Below are 642 nucleotides of genomic sequence, written 5' to 3'. Positions count from 1 at the left end.
TTAATGAACTCCGGCCCTGTCGCACAGTTCAATCCGACCGACAACGGCTTGATGTGTTCGATCGACACATAGAACGCTTCAATCGTCTGTCCGGCAAGTGTCGTGCCCATCGGTTCAATGGTCCCTGAAATCATCACCGGTAATTCCACGCCGGTTTCTTCAAAGGCATCATGTATCGCAATGGTCGCCGCTTTGACGTTTAGCATATCTTGGCTTGTCTCCAAAAGCAGAAGATCCGCGCCCCCTTCAATCAAGGCTTTCGCCTGCACTTGAAAATCGGCTTTTAATGCGTCGAATGTGATGCCGCCTGTCACCGACAAGGTTTTCGTCGTCGGCCCAAGCGCCCCCGCCACAAAGCGTGGCCATTCCGGCGTCGAGTATTTCGCTTGGCTTTTTTTCGCGATTTCGACCGCTTTTTGATTGATTTCCGCTGCCCGATGGAAAAAAAAAAACTGACACCACCTGACCTACACTCATCCCACATACCAACACCAGCCGGAAAACAAAAAGTAAAACACAACGTTTGTCAACTGAACAAGACCGCTGCACTGCCTTTCACACTATTAATACCTCCATACATTCCTACCACCCACACCACAAACACCCCACCACGAATCATACCCCAACGCACATAAACCACTA

Annotated in this window: 1 pseudogene; it reads right to left on the bottom strand. The window is 50.0% G+C overall.

Annotation, left to right across the window (positions count from 1 at the left end):
• A pseudogene (locus BHE18_RS16705) lies at positions 1 to 437 on the bottom strand (homocysteine S-methyltransferase family protein); the annotation flags it as partial.
• Positions 438 to 642 lie beyond the last annotated feature (205 nt).

It is taken from the genome of Rossellomorea aquimaris, from assembly GCF_001877785.1.
GTDB lineage: Bacteria > Bacillota > Bacilli > Bacillales > Bacillaceae_B > Rossellomorea > Rossellomorea aquimaris_A.
The sequence above is the reverse complement of the archived record's forward strand: the minus strand, read 5'-3'. Positions and strand labels throughout refer to the sequence as shown.